Raw genomic sequence first — 4,141 nt, forward strand, 5'->3', positions numbered from 1 at the left:
AAACAAGGCAAATTTACGCGTCAATAGCTGGCCTATTGCAAGTAAATTCAACGCAGTTAGCGCTGATAATAGCTGCTCGAGATAGATTTATTATCCGAGTTCAGGTTACTTAATCAATTTGAGGGGTTAAATCTGGCGCCAACTGCGCTAAAAGTTTCTGCTATTGAGTCACTAAATAACGAAATGTTTGCCTTGTTATCAACATGATTTTCTTACCTAAAAATAGATCACTTAATTAACTGAATTGGTGTTACTTAGATATCACGCATTAAAAAAGGAGCAATACGTTGCTCCTTTTTTGTTTATTGGGTAGTGTTAGTTAAACAGTGCTAGTTAAATTTTTTTATTACCTTTGCTTTTAGCGCTTTCATCTTTAGTTTACGCGGCTTGCTAAAGCACTGAATAGGCATTGTTACCAAGTGCTCTTTTGGCAGCACAGGCACAATTGCTGAGTATTGGCCTTCTTTCGGAACTGAGATTTCTTTCAGGTGTACCTTCAGCGCAGCTAGTGTTGAATCGTTATCTACTTCACCAGGGCAAATAAATATACCTATTTTTCTAAGGAATACGCCTAGTTTGATACTGCTTGAATAGCGCACAATTGGAGCCGCCAATACCAAACCTAGTAAAATAGGTGAGAGCCACCAAAAGAATACGGGAGTGAAATAATAAGCAGTGCTGCCCCATACTATAGCCACAATGGTTGAAAATAACGTATAACTAAACGCTTCTTTCCATGGAACCATTCGACCTTCGCGTGGCTGGGCATCCCACTTCACTTTTTTCCCTAAAAATACGCAAATAACAAAGTAGGCATGAAATACCATCATAAGCGGCGCAACGATAATTGCGAATATAGTTTCTATTAAAGAGCCTGATATAAGCTTAATAGAACCACCAAAACGCTTTTTCCTGTGTATAAGAGTTACGATCACACCCATTAGTTTAGGGAGTAACAATATGATAATGGTTAAATATAATAACGAATCTATTAAGTCGGTTTTTGCGATTTGCCACGTAGGAAATAATTGGTATGCGCGATTAAAGTACACATCGCTATTTAGTGCACGAGTGACTGCATCTATGGTGCTTAGCGCTAACATTGATAGCCAAATTAATGATGAAATATAAGCGGTTGCGCCCAACAGAAAGTGAAATTTACTCATTAGCTTTAACTTTGGCGAAGACAATAAGCCAAGATGCTGAATATTGCCTTGTACCCAACGTCTGTCGCGTACAGCATAATCTAAAATGTTACTTGGAACTTCTTCATAACTCCCTTCAATGTCTGATAGTAGCAATACGTCCCAATTAGCACTGTGCAGCAAAGACGCTTCAACAAAGTCATGACTGAGTATTTCACCGCCAAATGGGGCGTTACCTTTTAAAGTGGGTAAGCCACAGCAGGCAATAAATGCATCAACTCGAATTATTGCGTTATGGCCCCAGTAATTTGCTTTATCGGTTTGCCAAAACGCAGAGCCTGTCGCCAACATTGGGCTGTAAAGCACGGAGGCAAATTGTAAAAATCGCCCAAAAAAGGTGTCTTGGCGAACGGGGATCGGAATTGTTTGGATAAGACCGACGTTAGGATTGTTTAACATACTAGTAGTGAGCTCTAGCATGCATTTTCCGGTCATTACGCTATCAGCGTCAAGTACAATCATATGGTCGTACTGGCTTCCCCAGCGCTCACAAAAGTCGGTTAGGTTACCAACTTTGCGATGTTTGTTATTTTCGCGACGGCGATAGAATACATGTTTTGCTGTATCACCTAAGCGTTCACACAATGCGTGCCATGCACTTAGTTCGTTTTTAGCTATTTGTGGATCTTGTGTATCGCTTAGCAAATAAAAGTCAAAATGATTAAGTTGCCCCGTCTCTTTTAACGATTGTAAGCTTACTTCAAAGCCAGCAATAACACGATGAGTATCCTCGTTATAAATTGGCATCACAACGGCTGTTCTTTGCTGCGCTAGCGCTTGGCTATTAGGCTCAATTGGCTTCACACGCCTAAGGGTGAGTGGATCAATGCGTAAAAGCTGTAATATAAAGCCAATTGTGCCACTGCAAAATGCGGTTACAATCCACGCAAACGTAATTGAAAACAAAGCCAGTAGTGCATATTCGAGTAAAGTCATCCCGTTGGAATTTAAAATTTCAAACATGATTGACATACCGTAACCTGATATACCAATAGCAGCGATGGCAAATAACCATACGCGAAGTGTTTTAAAAGGCATTGATGTTCCTTGGTTTTGCTTACTTGATGTCATTTGGATACCAAACATAACTCCATACCTCACTAATTTCTTTATCACGTAGTTTTAGCGATAAACGCATGTCTACTGGCTTACCGTCCTGTGGTGCAATTTTAAAAGCCACACGCCAGCCAAAAGTATCTGGTAGTTTTTGTACCGTTATATCGCTTACTTCGCCAGTTGTTAGTTGAATGTCGGCTATTACGTTTAGCTTTTCAGATAATTGATTAAGCTCGGGTCCTGAAAAATCGACAGTGAATTGACGATGACTTTTTGGCGGTGGATTGTCTTCGCCTGGTAGTGCTGCACTACCAATTCGAGTACGAACGACGCGTGCTTTTTCGTGTTGATTTAATTGAGCGTTAAAAGTTGTCATTTTATAGCTGAGCTTTAATGAATCACCCGCCTTAAATGGTTTTTCAGGCACCCAATAACTTACTATATTGTCGTTAGTTTCGGTATCTGTAGGTATTTCTACCAGCTCTACTCGGCCATTGCCCCATTCACCTTCAGGTTCAATCCAAAGGCTAGGGCGGTCGTGGTAATGGGCTTCGGTATCAAAATAGTTATTAAAGTCTCGATCGCGTTGGGCTAAACCAAAGCCTTTAGGGTTGTTGTATGAAAAAGAGGTCACACTGAGTTGAGCTGGGTTATTAAGAGGGCGCCATATCCATTTGTTATCTTGAGACTGTGTTAATAAGCCGTCAGAGTCGTGAACTTCAGGGCGGTAGTCATCAAAAAACTTAGTGCTGTTTTCACCGTGGTAAAACATGCTTGTTAGTGGCGCTACACCCAGTTTTTTAACGTCTTTACGTGCAAATATTTGCATATCAACTTTCACCGCTGTGTTAGTGCTAGGGTCTATATTAAATCGATATGCGCCAGATACTGATGGACTATCAAGTAATGCAAACATAACAATATTTGTTTGCTGTGGTTTTGGCTTAACTAACCAAAACTCTTTAAACATTGGAAATTCTTCGCCTGAGGCTTCTGCGGTATCAATAGCTAAACCGCGAGCGGATAACCCGTAAACTTGATTGGGGCCGACAACACGAAAGTATGAAGCGCCCTGAAATACCATGACCTCATCTTTGTACTCATTGGTATTTAGAGGGTAATGGAGTCTAAAACCGGCGTGGCCTAATTGCATGTTAGCGACGCTTTTATCTATTTCGTCTTTTAAAGGCGCTGCTGTTGAGTCGTACTGATAAAAATTAGTGCTAAAAGGTAAGCGGTTGCGCTTAGAATCACCATCAACGGTATTTATAGTTACAGGTGTTTTATATAAAAAACCGGGGTGAAATAGCTGTACTTCATAAAGGCTTTCGTCTTTCCATACCGATTTATCTTTTTTAAAGCGAATAGATCGATAGTCTTGGTAATCAATATTATTGAGTGCATCAAGCTCAATATTTTTAGGCGCAATGTATTCTTCAGCGGCTAGCTTTTTTGCACGTGCGCTTATTACATCAAATAAACTACTTTGTGGAATTGCAGCATCAACAGTTGCAGCAAATGCTTGATGAGTGTTTCCCAAAGTCGAAAACATAATAAGTAGACCCAAAAGTGGCTTTGAGCATAGTGGCCAGGTTGGTATTAAATGGGTTAATTGTTTCATTTTCGTTCCTTTATAAAAACACAACTTATTTTTATGGTTAGGTTGATATTGATTTACCTACTTTAAACTGACTAGACCTACAACTGAATGTAAAAACCTTCTATATCAATAGTTAATACCAAACTGCATAAATCTTTGATCAATTTAACGAATTAAATTGCACTATAACGTCGTTAAAAAATTTTTTATTTAGAACAACTAGATACAAAAATTTTTGCCTAGTTCTAGCGTAATTTTCTTAACGTTAAATAGACCCAAT

General features: G+C 39.4%; 2 protein-coding genes. Both read right to left on the reverse strand.

Going from position 1 to position 4,141, the window contains the following annotated elements:
* Positions 1-329: 329 nt before the first annotated feature.
* Positions 330-2,291 (reverse strand): glucans biosynthesis glucosyltransferase MdoH, encoded by a 1,962-nt coding sequence (mdoH, locus tag CWB66_RS12415; RefSeq protein ID WP_138585633.1) that lies wholly within the window; start codon positions 2,289-2,291, stop codon positions 330-332.
* Positions 2,263-3,882, reverse strand: a complete 1,620-nt coding sequence (locus CWB66_RS12420; RefSeq protein ID WP_138585634.1) for a glucan biosynthesis protein G — start codon at positions 3,880-3,882, stop codon at positions 2,263-2,265. Before CWB66_RS12420 ends, mdoH begins: the two co-directional genes overlap by 29 nt.
* Positions 3,883-4,141: the final 259 nt, after the last annotated feature.

It is taken from the genome of Pseudoalteromonas sp. S558, assembly GCF_005886635.1.
GTDB classification, from domain to species: domain Bacteria; phylum Pseudomonadota; class Gammaproteobacteria; order Enterobacterales; family Alteromonadaceae; genus Pseudoalteromonas; species Pseudoalteromonas aliena.